At 73.1% G+C, this 13,550-nt stretch carries 12 protein-coding genes; 8 read left to right on the top strand and 4 right to left on the bottom strand.

Annotation, left to right across the window (positions count from 1 at the left end):
- Positions 1-10 precede the first annotated feature (10 nt).
- The 4 genes from ACT1U9_RS05435 to ACT1U9_RS05420 are packed head-to-tail and all read right to left on the bottom strand — an operon-like array spanning position 11 to position 4,028.
- Entirely contained in the window at positions 11-673 is a 663-nt protein-coding gene (locus ACT1U9_RS05435; RefSeq protein ID WP_188278712.1) for a hypothetical protein, read from the bottom strand.
- A 6-nt stretch (positions 674-679) separates the two neighbouring features.
- The gene (locus ACT1U9_RS05430) at positions 680-1,648 is read right to left on the bottom strand and encodes a respiratory chain complex I subunit 1 family protein (RefSeq protein WP_444537235.1); all 969 of its coding nucleotides are present in this window, start codon (positions 1,646-1,648) and stop codon (positions 680-682) included.
- Positions 1,645-3,558 carry a proton-conducting transporter transmembrane domain-containing protein gene (locus tag ACT1U9_RS05425; protein WP_444537234.1) on the bottom strand — a complete coding sequence of 638 codons (1,914 nt, stop codon included), beginning with the start codon at positions 3,556-3,558 and terminating at the stop codon, positions 1,645-1,647. Before ACT1U9_RS05425 ends, ACT1U9_RS05430 begins: the two co-directional genes overlap by 4 nt.
- Positions 3,555-4,028 (bottom strand): NADH-quinone oxidoreductase subunit B family protein, encoded by a 474-nt coding sequence (locus ACT1U9_RS05420; RefSeq protein ID WP_444537233.1) that lies wholly within the window; start codon positions 4,026-4,028, stop codon positions 3,555-3,557. The genes ACT1U9_RS05425 and ACT1U9_RS05420 overlap by 4 nt, the downstream gene beginning before the upstream one ends.
- Positions 4,029-4,212: 184 nt before the next feature.
- On the opposite strand from ACT1U9_RS05420, the gene ACT1U9_RS05415 reads away from it, so the two are divergent.
- The 8 genes from ACT1U9_RS05415 to ACT1U9_RS05380 all read left to right on the top strand — a co-directional run bounded on the left by ACT1U9_RS05415 (position 4,213) and on the right by ACT1U9_RS05380 (position 13,491).
- A complete protein-coding gene (locus ACT1U9_RS05415) occupies positions 4,213-5,721 on the top strand; it encodes a hypothetical protein (RefSeq protein WP_444537232.1) in 1,509 nt (502 codons plus the stop codon).
- A gap of 41 nt (positions 5,722-5,762) precedes the next feature.
- Positions 5,763-6,185 (top strand): ArsR/SmtB family transcription factor, encoded by a 423-nt coding sequence (locus ACT1U9_RS05410; RefSeq protein ID WP_444537231.1) that lies wholly within the window; start codon positions 5,763-5,765, stop codon positions 6,183-6,185.
- A 285-nt stretch (positions 6,186-6,470) separates the two neighbouring features.
- Positions 6,471-7,592 (top strand): ribosome small subunit-dependent GTPase A, encoded by a 1,122-nt coding sequence (gene rsgA, locus ACT1U9_RS05405; protein WP_444537230.1) that lies wholly within the window; start codon positions 6,471-6,473, stop codon positions 7,590-7,592.
- A gap of 173 nt (positions 7,593-7,765) precedes the next feature.
- On the top strand, positions 7,766-9,196 hold the full coding sequence (locus ACT1U9_RS05400) for an AlkA N-terminal domain-containing protein (RefSeq protein ID WP_444537229.1): 1,431 nt from the start codon (positions 7,766-7,768) through the stop codon (positions 9,194-9,196).
- Between the two features lie 12 nt (positions 9,197-9,208).
- Positions 9,209-9,802, top strand: coding sequence for a TlpA family protein disulfide reductase (locus tag ACT1U9_RS05395; RefSeq protein WP_444537228.1), 594 nt, complete (start codon positions 9,209-9,211; stop codon positions 9,800-9,802).
- A gap of 82 nt (positions 9,803-9,884) precedes the next feature.
- Positions 9,885-10,982: a calcium:proton antiporter gene (locus ACT1U9_RS05390; RefSeq protein ID WP_444537227.1), complete on the top strand. Its 1,098-nt coding sequence runs from the start codon at positions 9,885-9,887 to the stop codon at positions 10,980-10,982.
- A 154-nt stretch (positions 10,983-11,136) separates the two neighbouring features.
- Complete coding sequence (asnB, locus tag ACT1U9_RS05385; protein WP_444537226.1) at positions 11,137-12,978, top strand: asparagine synthase (glutamine-hydrolyzing); 1,842 nt, start codon at positions 11,137-11,139, stop codon at positions 12,976-12,978.
- A gap of 57 nt (positions 12,979-13,035) precedes the next feature.
- Entirely contained in the window at positions 13,036-13,491 is a 456-nt protein-coding gene (locus ACT1U9_RS05380) for a MarR family winged helix-turn-helix transcriptional regulator (protein WP_444537225.1), read from the top strand.
- Positions 13,492-13,550: the final 59 nt, after the last annotated feature.

The raw sequence follows: 13,550 nt of genomic DNA, 5'->3' as shown, positions 1-13,550 counted from the left end.
CCAGGGAGCATCAGTCGTGCAGTTCGTGCAGATCGTCGATATGCGCCACGGACCCGAACGCCTCCCGCATCCGTACCGCGAGAATGTGCAGCACCACGACGGCGAGCAACAGGTCGAAGGAGACGCCGAGTTCGACGATCAGGGGTACTCCGGACGCCGCCAGGAACGCGATCGCCGTGATGCCGTTGTCCAGGAGCAGGAAGCCGATCACCTGGGCCGCCGCGTGGCGGCGCGTCGCCAGGACGAAGAAGCCGATCAGGACCACGGCCAGGCCCACCGGGAGCGCACGGGTGACCGGCGTCGGGTTCAGGGCGACCAGTGGCCGGGCCACCGCGTACGCGAGGAGCGTCAGCGCCGCCGCCGTGAGCAGCGAACCCGCGCCGTTCACCAGCGGCGGCGAGTCGGACGCGTCCGCGACCCCGCTCGGCGCGCGCCGCAGCAGATACGGCAGCACCCCGGCCCGCAGCACCCCGATCCCCACCGCCACCGCGACCAGATCCGCCCGTGCCTCGTGCAGCCCGATCAGCGCCGCGACCGCCGCGAGAGCGATGCTCTGCAACGCGAACACCCGCACCACCGCCGCCAGTTCACGGCGCCACAGCATCACCACCGCCGCCAGCAGAAACGCCCCGCAGGCCAGGTCGAGGAGTTGGGTGAAGACACTCACGCCCACGCCGGTTCACGCTCCGCTCAGGAAGTATGAAGTGGTTACGGCCAGCAGCGACAACAAGAAGGATCCGGCCAGGAGTTCCGGCACCCGGAACAGCCTCAGCTTCGCCCAGAACACCTCCGCCGCCGCCAGCGCCGAGCCCAGCAGCGTCGCCTTCACCGCGAAGCACGCCGCTCCCAGGAGCAGCGCGCCCGCCGAGGCCGTCGTCGCGATGCCCCAGGGGGCGAAGAGCGAGACGAGCAGGCCGAGCAGGACCGCGAGCCGCATCTGGGCGCCGAGCTCGACCAGCGCCAGGTCGGGGCCCGCGTACTCCAGGACCATCGCCTCGTGGACCATGGTCAGTTCGAGGTGCGTGGACGGGTTGTCCACCGGAAGTCGGCCTGTCTCGGCGAGTACTGCTACCGCCAGCGCCGCAGTGGCCAGGAGTCCGGCGGGCGAGGCCAGCCGCGCCGGGTCGCGTACCGCGCCCGTGACGATCACCGGCAGGTTCGTGGATCCGGCCGGAAGCGACAGGGCGAAGACCGAGAGCAGGATCGTCGGCTCCACAAGCGCCGCGATCGTCATCTCGCGCGACGCCCCCATGCCTCCGAACGCCGTCCCGCTGTCGAGCCCGGCCAGCGCCAGCGTCACCGTGCCGAGCGCAAGGAGCGCCACCACCACGATCAGGTCCGAACTCCCGCTCACCGGCGTCCTGGTGGACGCCAGCGGCACCAGTGCCGCGACCACGGCGGTGGTGGCGACGAGCAGGACCGGGGCGGTCCGGAACGCCGGGCCGGTGCCGACCGAGGTGATCGCCTGCTTGCGCAGCTGCTTGCGCAGATCCCGCCACGGCTGGCCCACCCCGGCCCCGGCCCGCCCCTCCAGCCTCGCCCGTACCTGCCGCATCACCCCCGTGAGCAGCGGCGCTCCCGCCACGACCAGTCCTACTTGGAGGATCGTCGCCGTGAGTCCCAGTGCGGTCGGTCCGTTGCCGCTCACCAGCCCACCGCCAGGACGACCAGCAGCGAGACCAGGCCGAAGAAGCCGTAGCCGAGGTAGAGGTGGACCGAGCCGGACGCGAGGCGCCGCGAGGACCGGCCCGCCCAGGCCATCGCCTCCAACACCGGCCGGTACAGCCGGTGTTCGATCCGGTCCGGCACCCGGTGCCGGAACCGTACGCGTTCGATGAGATACGCCGATTCCCGTACGGGCGTGACGCTGACGTCCTGTTCGGGCGCGAGCACCTGGTCGAAGACGCGTTGCAGCGGCTCGGCGAACGAGGTCGCGGTGTACGCCATGCGCGGGGTCGGCGCGCCGCCGCCGCAGTCCCACAGCCGGGCCCCGGTGCGGCGGGGGCGGCGCGCCACCACCCGTACCAGCGTCACCGTGCCCACGACCGCCGCCGTCAGCGCGGCCGCGACCCACAGCGGCGAGAGCGCGGCCGAGACCGCCGTCAGGCGAAGGCCCGCGCCGCCGCCGAGCGGAGGCTGAGCGCCCGCGACCCGTACGACTCGGTCCAGGGCGGGCCCCAACGCCCCGGGAAACAGGGCGAGTCCGGCGCAGGCCGCCGCCAGGAGGCCCATTCCGGCGAGCATCGGCGGCGGGCTCTCGTACGCGCCCGAAGCGGCACCACCGCGTGGGCGGGCGAAGAAGCCGACGCCCAGCGCCTTCACGAAAACCGCCGCCGAAAGGCCGGCCGACAGGGCGATCACCGCGACGGCGAGCGGCAGCACGACCGCCGTGGCGACGCCCGGCACCGCGAGTCCGTGGATCAGCGACTGGAGCAGGAGCCACTCCCCGGCGAAACCGTTGCCCGGCGGCAGCGCCACCGCGCCGAGCGCCCCGAGCGCGAAGAAGGCCGCCGTCACCGGCATCCGCGCCCGCAGCCCGCCGAGCGCGTCCAGGTCCCGTACGCCCGTGGCCCGGACAACAGATCCCGCCGCGCAGAACAACAGGCCCTTGAAAGCGGAGTGGTTGATGAGGTGGAGGAGGGCTGCGGCGAGCGCGAGTCCGGCGAGGCGGCGGTCTCCGTCGACCGCGAAGAGACCGCCCGCGCCGACGCCGATGAGCACCAGGCCCATGTTCTCGCTGGAGGAGTACGCCAGGAGCCGCTTCAGGTCGGCCGCCATCGCCGCCTGGAGCACCCCGTACACCGCGCTCACCCCGCCCGCCGCGAGCAGCCCCAGCCACCACCAGGCCGAGCCGCCGCCGAGCAGGTCCAGGCCGAACCGGACGATCCCGTACACCCCGAGGTTGACCATCGTCGCGCTCATCAGTGCCGAGACCGGGCCGGGTGCCTCGGCGTAGGCGCGCGGCAGCCAGGCGTGCAGCGGGACGATCCCGGCCTTGGAGGTGAACGCGATCGCCAGCAGCACGAACACGATCCCCCGCGAGAGCGGGCCCATCCCGGACGCCCCGGCCCGCAGTGCGTCGAACGTCTCGCCGCCGGACCTCGCCGCGTACAGGCCGAGCCCGGCGAGGAGGAGGACGAAGCCGAGCTGTGTCATGACCGCGTACCAGACCCCGGCCTCCCGCACGGCCCGCCGCTCGCGGTGCTCGCCGAGCACGAGGACCAGCGAGCCGACCGCCATCAGCTCCCAGAGCAGGAGGAAGGTGCTGACGGAGGCGGCCGCCGGGACGAGGATCAGCACCGCGCAGAAGCAGGGGAGCAGCGCCCCGGACCCGGGGCTGTCCGCGAACCCCGCCGCGTACACCGCGACCGCCAGGATCACCGCGCCCGCCACCGCCATGAACAGGCCCGACAGGGCGTCGACTTCGAGGCGCACCCCGCCGAGCGGGAGCAGCCAGGCGTACGACGCCGACCACCGGACACCGGCGAGCGCGGCGCAGCCGGTGGCCAGGCCCGCCGCCCCCACGCCCGCCGTCGCCAGCGACCCGGCCGCGCTCACCGGCCCGTCACCGTGCGCAGGGCCTCGACGATCCGCTCGGGCCGGGGCGGGCAGCCGGGGACGGTCAGGTCGACGTCGACGACATCGGCGACGGCGCCCTCCACCCCGTAGCCCCCGGCGAACACCCCGCAGTCGAGCGCGCAGTCGCCGACCGCGATCACCACGCCCGGCTCGGGCATCGCGGCGACCGTGCGGCGCAGCGGCCCGGCCATGTTGCGCGTCACCGGGCCGGTCACCAGGGCCACGTCCGCGTGGCGCGGCGAGGCGACCAGACGGGCGCCGTAGCGCTCGGCGTCGTACACCGGCCCGAAGGCCGCCGCGATCTCGATCTCGCACCCGTTGCACGACCCGGCGTCCACGCACCGGACCTGCGCGGATCCCGCGAGCAGCGGGAAGTCCCCGGGGGCCGGCCGGGGCGGGGCGTCCTCGGCCACCCGTCCGGTGTCACGGATCTTGCGCAGCAGGCTCATGCCCCGCGTAACCCGCCGCATATGCCCCCCGGTTACGAGCGGGACGGGAGTTTTGACAACCTTTGGGGCCGTCCAGGGCAGTGGTTGGGACCGTCCAGGGCGGGCGTTGGTACGGGCCCGAAGTGATCCACTCCGTTGGCGCAGAGGTCCTGCCAGGGCGCCCCCGGCCGCGTAACGTGACCACATGTCTGCCGCCGATCAAGTAACCGGGACCCTGTCGAGCCGCGCGGCCGCCCGCCCGCTGCGCCGCGACACCGTCCGCCTCGCCCTGGTGGGCGTCGCCCTCGCGCTGGTGTGCGGCGCGGTCCAGCTGGCCACCGGCGCGTGGCGGCTGCCGCTGGGCTGGGACGAGACGGTGTACGTCAGCCAGGTCGACCCCCGGGTGCCCGACGCGTTCTTCAGCGAGCCCAGGGCGCGCGGCATCAGCTGGCTCGCCGCGCCCGCGGCCCAGCTCACCGGCTCGGTGCCGGTGCTGCGCGCGTGGATGCTGCTGCTCGCCGCCGCCGGACTCGCGATCGCCTTCCAGCCGTGGCTGACGCTGGTGGGCCGCCGGGTCGTCATGACGGCGGCGGTGCTGTTCGCCGGCCTGTGGGTCGTGCAGTTCTACGCGGGCGAGGTCATGCCCAATCTGTACGTGGCGTACGGCGCGGTGGCCGGGGCGGGCTGGTTCCTGCGCGGCGCGGCCGACCCCGACCGGCGGCGCGGCCCGCTGGTCGCACTCGCGCTGAGCGTGGCGTTCACCGCGCTCGTCCGTCCGTACGACGGCGGCTATCTCGCCGTCGCGCTACTGCTCGCGGTCCTCGCGGTACGGGAGTGGCGGCTGCCGCGCCTGGCCGTGGCCGTGCTCGCGGGCCTGGCCGCCGGGGTGCTGCCCTGGGTGATCGAGGCGTACGCGCGCTTCGGCGGTCTGCTGGAGCGGATCAAGGGCGCGGGCGACGCGCAGGGCGGGCTCAGCCTGCACAACGCCCTCGGGATGAACCTGAAGACGCTCGACGGCCCGCTGCTCTGCCGCCCCTGCACCTCCGGCCTGCCCAACCCGTCCACCAGCGCGGTGTGGTGGCTGGCCCTGCCCCTGCTCACCGCGCTCGGCGTGTTCCTCGCGTCCCGTGCGGGGCGCGCGCGTCCGGCGCTGCTCGCCGTGTGGTGCGCGGCGGCGCTCGGGGTGCCGTACCTCTTCGGCATCGGCTACGCGGCGCCCCGCTTCCTGATCCCGTCGTACGCGCTGCTCTCCTTTGTCGTAGCCGAGTGCGCGGTCGGGGCGGTGCGGTCGGCGAAGGGGCGGTGGCGGATCGTCGCGGCCGTCGCGGTCACGGTGTGCGTGGCGCTCCAGCTCTCCAGCCAGTACACGATCATGGCCAAGCGCACGGCCCGCCAGCAGGACCTGCGGGCCGACGACAAGTGGCTGGTGGCCCGGCTCGCGGACGACGGCATCCGGCCGCCGTGCACGATCGTCGGCGACGAGTCCCAGCCGCAGGCCTTCTACGGAGGCTGCTCCTCGCAGGCCAGCGACCGCCGCAACACCACGGCGACCGTGCCCGGCGTCCTGGCGGCGGCCCGCCGCACCCCGCTGGCCCTGGTCCAGTACGGACCGCAGCCGCCCGCGTACGCCCGCACCTGGCCCGGCCACAAGGTGGTCACGCCCCGCACGGCGACCGTCTGGTACGTCTTCCTCGCGCCCCGGCCCGGCGCGTGAGCCGAGGGGTCGCCGAGGGCGGTCTCCGTTAGGATATTTGCATGGGAGCGCAAGTTGAGAGCTGGGACGCGGAGAGCGCGGACCGTGCCGTCGCGGTACTGAAGGCGGTCGCCGATCCGTCGCGCTACCGGCTGCTGTGGGCACTGAGCGGCGCGGAGCTGCCGGTGAGCGCCCTCGCCGAGCTCCTGGGCGCCCATGTCGCCGCGACCTCCCAGCACCTGGCCCGGCTGCGGGCCGCGGGCCTGGTCACCTCGCGCCGCGAGGGCACCCGCATCTACTACCGCGCCGCCGGCCCCCGCGTACGCGGCCTCCTGGAGGAGGCGTCCCTGGTCGCCCAGGCGTCCTCGGCCGCCGAGTCCCCGGCCGCCGACGCCGCGACCCCGGAGGCCGCCCCGGCCACCCAGGAACGCCCGGCCCGGGCACCGCGCACAGTGGGCGTGCGGCGGGCGGCACTGGGCAAGTGAGCTGATTCCGCAGGGGAGTCGACGGGTCCGGCCGCGTGTCGGCGGGCCCGGAAATCCACGCGCGGAAAATCAGTTGGCCGCCGTTCGGGGGCGGCGTTATGGTGACTGAGTTCCGTGCGGCGGCCGTTGGCCGCTGCGCTCGACCCTGAGATCGATACGGGAGGTGTGACACATGGCTGTCGTTGCGATGGGCGCTGCCCTCACCCAGATATGCGTCACCTCCACTCCCGTGGCCGCCGGCTGAACCTTTCGCAGTGCCGGGGCCACCCTTCGAAGGGTCACCCCTTGTCTTCCTCTTCTGCTTCGCAGCAGTCGCAGCACGTCTCCAACTCCCGCTCCGCGCTGGTTCCTTACGGCTGGGACGACGCCTGGGCCGCCGAGTTCGCCCCGTACGCCGACCGCGGGCTGCTGCCCGGGCGGGTCGTCCGGGTCGACCGGGGGCAGTGCGACATCGTCACCGAAGGCGGGCTCCTGCGCGCCGACACCGCGTACGTCACCCCGCACGACCCGATGAGGGTCGTCTGCACCGGTGACTGGGCGGCCGTCGACCCCGGCGGCGACCCGAGGTTCGTACGCGCGTATCTGCCGCGCCGTACCGCCTTCGTACGCAACACCTCCTCCAACCGGTCCGAGGGGCAGATCCTCGCGGCCAACGTGGACCACGCGATCATCGCGGTCTCGCTCGCCGCCGAGCTCGAACTGGGACGGATCGAGCGGTTCCTGGCCCTGGCCTGGGAATCGGGCGCGCAGCCGCTCGTCGTCCTGACCAAGGCCGACCTGGTGCCCGACCCGGCCGGGCTCGCCCACCTCGTCCAGGACGTCGAGACCACCGCGCCCGGGGTCTCGGTGCTGGCCGTCAGCTCGGAGACCGGCGAGGGCGTCGACGTGCTGCGGGCGATCGTCTCGGGCGGCACCAGCGTGCTGCTCGGGCAGTCCGGCGCGGGCAAGTCCACGCTCGCCAACGCGCTGCTCGGCGCGGAGGTGATGGAGGTGCAGGCCATCCGTGACGTCGACGGCAAGGGCCGGCACACCACCACCACGCGCAACCTGCTCGCGCTGCCCGGCGGCGGCGTGCTCATCGACACGCCCGGGCTGCGCGGGGTGGGCCTGTGGGACGCCGAGACCGGCGTCGGACAGGTCTTCGCCGAGATCGAGGAGCTGGCCCGCGACTGCCGCTTCCACGACTGCGCCCATGAGGCGGAGCCGGGGTGCGCGGTGCTCGCGGCGATCTCGGACGGGTCGCTGGCCGAGCGCCGCCTCGACAGCTTCCGCAAGCTGATGCGTGAGAACCGGCGGATCGTCGCCAAGACCGATGCGCGGTTGCGGAACGAGATCCGGCGTGACTGGCGGCTGAAGTCGGCGGAGGGGCGCGCCAACATGGAGGCCAAGCGAGGACGCGTCCGCTGAGGGTGCGGGAATCGGATGCGGTGTTCTGAGAGCGGCGATTCGGCTGCGGGTCGGTGGGGGCTGGTCGCGCAGTTCCCCGCGCCCCTTAAGTGGCCCGGGACCGTAAGGGCGCTCGGAAACGCCGTGTCCGATTCCCGCCAGCCCGGCCGTCCCCGGCCCCGCACACTGGACGTATGACGCACGACGAGGTGACCCGGCCCGGCGCATACGAGACGGTTGCCGACGACTCCGACCGCACCCGGTACGAAGCCGTCAGCAGTCGGGATGCCCGGTTCGACGGGGAGTTCTTCTTCGCTGTTTCCACCACCGGCATCTACTGCCGTCCCAGCTGCCCGGCCGTCACGCCCAAGCGGCAGAACGTCCGGTTCTTCCCGACCGCGGCTGCGGCCCAGGGGCACGGCTTCCGGGCCTGCCGTCGGTGCCGTCCCGACGCGGTGCCGGGGTCGGCGGAGTGGAACGTGCGGGCTGACGTCGTGGGCCGGGCCGTGCGGCTCATCGGGGACGGTGTGGTGGACCGCGAGGGCGTGCCCGGGCTCGCCGGGCGGCTCGGGTACAGCACCCGGCAGGTCCAGCGGCAGCTCACCGCCGAGTTGGGCGCGGGCCCGGTCGCCCTCGCCCGGGCCCAGCGCGCCCACACCGCGCGCGTACTGCTGCAGACCACCGGTCTGCCGGTCACGGAGATCGCTTTCGCGGCCGGATTCGCCAGCGTGCGGCAGTTCAACGACACGATCCGGCAGATCTACGCCCGTACGCCCAGCGCGTTGCGCGAGGAGGCGGGCACCAAGGCCGCCCGGGGGCATACCGCGTTCGCCGCCGGGATCCCGCTGCGGCTGGCGCACCGGGGCCCGTACGAGACCGGCGCCGTCTTCGACCTGCTCGCCGAGGAGGCCGTCGAACGGGTCGAGGAGATGACCGGCGCCCCGGGCGCGCGCACCTACCGCCGCACCCTGCGCCTGCCGTACGGCACCGGCATCGTGGCCGTCGACGAGGCGCGCCCGCGCCGGGGCGGCTGGCTGGAGGCCCGTATCCACCTCACCGACCTGCGCGATCTCACCACTGCAGTCCAGCGGCTGCGGCGCCTGTTCGACCTGGACGCCGACCCGTACGCGGTGGACGAACGGCTCGCCACCGACCCCCGGCTCGCCCCGCTGGTCGCCGCCCGCCCCGGGCTGCGCTCGCCGGGCGCGGCCGACCCGGACGAGTACGCGGTACGGGCGCTGGTGGGCCGGGAGGCCGCCGGGGAGCTCGTCGAGGCGTCCGGGAAGCGCCTGGACGTACCGTGCGGCGCCCTCACCCACCTCTTCCCCGAACCCGCCACCCTCGCCACCCACCCGGACCCGTCCCTGGCCGCCCTCGCCACCGCGCTCGCCGACACCACCCTGCGGCTCGACGCGGGCGCCGACCGGGACGAGGCCGTACGAGTGCTGCGCGCACTGCCGGGCCTCGACGCGCACACGATCGCGCTGATCCGGACGCGGTCGTTGGGCGAGCCGGACGTCGACCTCACCGGCGACGGGGGCGAACTCTGGCGGCCCTGGCGCTCGTACGCCCATCGGCACCTGCTCGCCGCCGCACCTGCTCGCCGCGGCCGCGAAGGGCTGTGACAGGCTCGGGTCGTGATCACGACTGCCCGTCGGGCCGCCGTCGCGGCCGCCCTGTGTCTGCTGACGCTGTCGGCGTGTTCCGGCTCCGGCCACACCGCCGCACCGGCCCCTTCCGGAGCCTCCGCCTCCGCCACCAGCGCCCCGGGGATCACCACCGTGGCCAAGGCCGAGCGCAAGCCCGCGCCCGTCCTTGAGGGCAAGGACCTGGACGGGAAGCCGCTGAGCCTCGCCGACTACAAGGGCAAGGTCATCGTCCTGAACATCTGGGGTTCGTGGTGCCCGCCCTGCCGGGCCGAGGCGAAGCACTTCGGCAAGGTCGCCGCCGAGACCAAGGGGCAGGGCGTCCAGTTCGTGGGCATCAACATCCGTGACCCCGACAAGGGCCCGGCCCAGGCGTTCGAGAAGGACCACGCGCTCGGCTACCCGAGCTTCTACGACCCGATCGGAAAGCTGATCCTCCGCTTCCCCAAGGGCACGGTGAACCCCCAGTTCATCCCCTCCACGCTCGTCGTGGACCGGGACGGCAGGATCGCCTCGCGGGCGATGACGGGCCTGGACGCGGAGCGGCTGCACAAGATGATCGACCCGGTGGTGGCGGAGAAGTAGTACGGGCAGCCCCTTCCCGCCCGCAGACCTCACGCACGGCCGCCGACGCGCGCACCCCGCCCCCATCTGCGAACGTCGGAACATGATCCGTCTCGCCCGCCTCCCCCTGGAGCGGTGGTCGGCGTTCGTGCCGGCGCTCGCCGTCGTGCTGCTCGCGCTCACCTGGGGACGGTCGCTGCCGTCGTGGCTCGTCGCTCTGGTGGCCTGCTTCCTGGCGGGCGCGGTCCTGGCGGCGGTGCACCACGCCGAGGTGGTGGCGCACCGGGTCGGCGAGCCGTTCGGCTCCCTCGTGCTGGCGGTCGCGGTGACGATCATCGAGGTCGCGCTGATCGTCACCCTGATGTCCGACGGCGGCGACAAGAGCGCCACGCTCGCCCGGGACACCGTCTTCGCCGCCGTGATGATCACCTGCAACGGCATCGTCGGCGTCTGTCTCCTCATCGGCGCGGTCCGCCGCAAACTGGCCGTCTTCAACGCCGAGGGCACCGGCGCCGCCTTCGCCACGGTCACCACGCTCGCCGGGCTCAGCCTGGTCCTGCCGACGTTCACCACCAGCAAGCCGGGCCCGGAGTTCTCGCCCGCGCAGCTCGTCTTCGCGGCGCTCGCCTCGGTGGCCCTGTACGGGCTCTTCGTCGCCACCCAGACCGTGCGCCACCGGGACTACTTCCTGCCCGTCACCCAGCAGGGCGAGGTGATGGAGGAGGAGCACGCCGATCCGCCGTCCGCCCATACCGCGTGGATCAGCGTCGGCCTGCTCGGGGTGGCCCTGATCGCGGTCGTGGGCCTCGCCAAGGGCGTCTCGCCGACCATCGAGAGCGGGGTCGCCGCCGCCGGGCTGCCCGCGTCGGTCGTGGGCGTGGTCATCGCGCTCCTCGTGCTGCTGCCCGAGACCATCGCCGCGAGCCGGGCCGCGTCCCGTGACCGGGTGCAGACCAGCCTCAATCTGGCGCTCGGCTCGGCGATGGCGAGCATCGGTCTGACCATTCCGGCCGTCGCGCTGGCGTCGGTCTGGCTGTCGGGGCCGCTGGTCCTCGGGCTCGGCGCCAGCCATATGGTGCTGCTCGCGCTGACCGTCGGGGTGGGCATCCTGACCTTCGTCCCGGGCCGCGCCACCCTGATGCAGGGCGGCGTCCATCTGGCCCTTTTCAGTGGGTATCTGGTGCTCGCGATCAGCCCCTGAACCTGCGGCCGATTCTCGCCCCTCGCCAAGTCACCATCGCGGCAGGCATGTTGACGCACCCTCACCCGATGACGCACGATCGAAATATAGATGCTAGATACATCTGAATCGGCCGGGTCAGGGACAGCCCCGGCCGGGAAGCGGGAGGCACCCCATGTGCGGCATCACCGGCTGGATCTCCTTCGACCGCGATCTGCGCGCCGAGCAGGGCACCGTCGACGCGATGACCGAGACGATGGACTGCCGGGGCCCCGACGACCGGGGCGCCTGGATCAGCGGCCCGGCCGCGCTCGGCCACCGCAGGCTCGCGATCATCGACCTGCCGGGCGGCCACCAGCCGATGACGGCCCGTACCGAGCAGGGAAGCGTCGTCCTCGTCTACTCGGGGGAGACGTACAACTTCACCGAGCTGCGCGTCGAACTGGTCGCGCGCGGGCACCGGTTCACCACTCGGTCCGACACCGAGGTCGTGCTGCGCGGCTACCTCGAATGGGGCGAGGCCGTCGCCGACCGGCTCAACGGCATGTACGCGTTCGCCGTCTGGGACGAGCCCCGGCAGCGCCTGGTCATGATCCGCGACCGGATGGGGATCAAGCCGTTCTACTACTACGAGACGCCCGACGGCGTGCTCTTCGGCTCCGAACCCAAGGCGATCCTCGCCAACCCGCTGGCCCGCCGCACGGTCGGACTCGACGGGCTGCGCGAGCTGTTCGTCATGGTCAAGACGCCCGGCCAGGCCGTGTGGGACGGCATGAAGGAGGTCGAGCCCGGCACCGTCGTCACCGTCGACCGCAGCGGCCTTCGCCGGCACGTCTACTGGTCGCTGGAGACCCGGCCGCACGACGACGGGCGGGACGCCACCGTCACCCATGTACGCGACCTGCTCGACGACATCGTCCGGCGCCAGCTCGTCGCCGACGTACCGCGCTGCGTGCTGCTCTCCGGCGGGCTCGACTCCTCGGCGCTGACCGCGCTGTCCGCCCGTCGCCTGGCCGCGAAGGGCGAGCGCGTGCGCAGCTTCTCGGTCGACTTCGCGGGCCGCACCGAGAACTTCATCGCCGACGAGCTGCGCCCCACCCCCGACAGCCCGTACGCCCACGACGTGGCCCGCAGCGCCGGGACCCGGCACCAGGACATCATCCTCGACTCGCACGCCCTGGCCGACCAGGAGTTACGCGCCAAGGTCATCCGCGCCCGCGACCTGCCGACCGGTCTCGGCGACCTCGACAGCTCGCTCCACCTGCTCTTCCAGGCCGTTCGCGAGCACTCGACGGTCGCGCTCTCCGGCGAGTCCGCCGACGAAGTGTTCGGCGGCTACCGGCAGTTCTTCGACGAGGAGGCCCGTACCGCCCGTACGTTCCCCTGGCTGGTGCACCACAAGGACCACTTCGGCGACGGGACCTCGCTGCTGCGGCCCGAGGTGAACGCCGCGCTCGACCTCCCGTCGTTCGTCCGCGACAGTTACGACACGGCCGTCGCCGGGGTCCGACGCCTCGACGGCGAGAGCGACTTCGAATACCGGATGCGGGTGATGAGCCATCTGTATCTGACCCGGTTCGTACGCGTGCTGCTCGACCGAAAGGACCGGGCCAGCATGGCCGTCGGCCTCGAAGTGCGGGTGCCGTTCTGCGACCACCGGCTCGTGGAGTACGTGTACAACGCGCCCTGGTCGCTGAAGTCGTTCGACGGGCGGGAGAAGAGCCTGCTGCGGGAGGCGGCGGCGGATGTGCTGCCGCAGTCCGTCTACGACCGGGTGAAGAGCCCGTACCCCTCGACGCAGGACCCCAAGTACGCGGTCGCGTTGCAGGAACACGGCAAGGACCTGCTCGCACGTGGTGATCACGCGGTCTTCGAACTCGTCGACCGGCAGCTCCTGTTGGCGGCCGTACGGGATGAGGCGCCGCAGACCACGCAGGCCGCCCGGACTGGCCTTGAGCATGCGCTCGACCTGGCCCTCTGGATCGATATGTACGGGCCCGGGATTACACTCGCCTGACTTTCCGGGGGGCTTTCCTCGGTGCGGGCGATTCGGTGCGGGGGCGGCGGACGGGCGATGATCATCGACGACGATGCGGCGCTGCAGCTCGTGATCTCGCTGCACCGGCTGTTGCGGGGGCTGCGCCGGGCCGCGCCCGCCGATGGGATCCAGCCGACGCAGATAGTGGTGCTGTCGCTGCTCACCGAGAGCGGGCCTGCTCGCATCGGTGAGCTTGCGGCCCGGGTGCCGTGTTCGCAGCCGACGGCCACCGCGGCCGTCGCGGGTCTGGAGGCTTCCGGGCTTGTGCTGCGGCAGCCCGACCCCACGGATGGGCGTGCCGCGCGCATCGTGCTCACCGAGCGGGGTGCGCGGGCGCTGGTGGATGCGGCTCGGGCCGAGGCGGAGGTTTTGGCGTGGCGGCTCGGTGCGCTGGCCGACCATGAGGCTCGGGCCGTCGTGGCCCTTGGGCCGTTGCTTCGCCGGCTGGCGGAGGTTGCGCATGACGGGTCCGACCCTGCGAGTCGGGGCTGACGCGTCGGGGGCGCGGTGATTTGTCCGCGGACCGTGGGTGGCTGGTCGCGCAGTTCCCT

The organism is Streptomyces sp. BR1 (assembly GCF_052373795.1).
GTDB lineage: Bacteria > Actinomycetota > Actinomycetes > Streptomycetales > Streptomycetaceae > Streptomyces.
This window is presented reverse-complemented; position numbering and strand designations above follow the sequence as displayed.

What these genes read in the sequence shown, in the direction of transcription:
- ACT1U9_RS05400 (WP_444537229.1), top strand. Translation starts at nt 7,766, where the DNA reads ATGACGCACGACGAGGTGACCCGGCCCGGCGCATACGAGACGGTTGCC.
- ACT1U9_RS05415 (WP_444537232.1), top strand. Translation starts at nt 4,213, where the DNA reads ATGTCTGCCGCCGATCAAGTAACCGGGACCCTGTCGAGCCGCGCGGCC.
- ACT1U9_RS05420 (WP_444537233.1), bottom strand. Translation starts at nt 4,028, where the DNA reads ATGAGCCTGCTGCGCAAGATCCGTGACACCGGACGGGTGGCCGAGGAC.
- ACT1U9_RS05410 (WP_444537231.1), top strand. Translation starts at nt 5,763, where the DNA reads ATGGGAGCGCAAGTTGAGAGCTGGGACGCGGAGAGCGCGGACCGTGCC.
- asnB (WP_444537226.1), top strand. Translation starts at nt 11,137, where the DNA reads ATGTGCGGCATCACCGGCTGGATCTCCTTCGACCGCGATCTGCGCGCC.
- ACT1U9_RS05390 (WP_444537227.1), top strand. Translation starts at nt 9,885, where the DNA reads ATGATCCGTCTCGCCCGCCTCCCCCTGGAGCGGTGGTCGGCGTTCGTG.
- ACT1U9_RS05380 (WP_444537225.1), top strand. Translation starts at nt 13,036, where the DNA reads ATGATCATCGACGACGATGCGGCGCTGCAGCTCGTGATCTCGCTGCAC.